This is a genomic window from Chryseobacterium sp. SIMBA_038 (assembly GCF_046535115.1).
Lineage (GTDB): Bacteria > Bacteroidota > Bacteroidia > Flavobacteriales > Weeksellaceae > Chryseobacterium.
The window spans coordinates 1-429 of sequence record NZ_JAWRXH010000030.1 but is presented as its reverse complement, the minus strand read 5'-3'; the positions used below and the strand labels follow the sequence as shown (position 1 = coordinate 429).

The window sequence follows — 429 nt, the reverse complement described above, 5'->3', positions numbered from 1 at the left end:
TTTAATATAAACATTCGGGAAGATTCCAGAGTGGCTAAATGGGACTGACTGTAACTCAGTTGCTTCGGCTTCGCAGGTTCGAATCCTGCTCTTCCCACAGTTTATATTTAGAAAAAAAAGTCTTGCAAGTCTCAAAAAGTTTTTTTAGATTTGCAAACCGTTAAACCAATAGTTTTGGAAACAAAATTGCGAAAGTAGCTCAGTTGGTAGAGCGTCAGCCTTCCAAGCTGAATGTCGCGAGTTCGACCCTCGTCTTTCGCTCAAAAAGTCAGACTGAAAAGAATGATTTTTTTAACTACTGAAAAGCTTAGAGTAGAATTTTCTCAAAAGCTTTCAGTCACAATATTAAAATTGCCTCCATAGCTCAGTTGGCTAGAGCAGCTGATTTGTAATCAGCAGGTCGTGGGTTCGAGTCCCTCTGGAGGCTCT

Annotated in this window: 3 tRNA genes; all 3 read left to right on the top strand. The window is 40.3% G+C overall.

What is annotated here, in order from left to right:
- Positions 1-16: 16 nt before the first annotated feature.
- A tRNA-Tyr gene (locus SB689_RS22580) sits at positions 17-97 on the top strand.
- Between the two features lie 91 nt (positions 98-188).
- Positions 189-261 (top strand) — tRNA-Gly (locus SB689_RS22575).
- A gap of 92 nt (positions 262-353) precedes the next feature.
- Positions 354-427, top strand: a tRNA-Thr gene (locus SB689_RS22570).
- Positions 428-429: the final 2 nt, after the last annotated feature.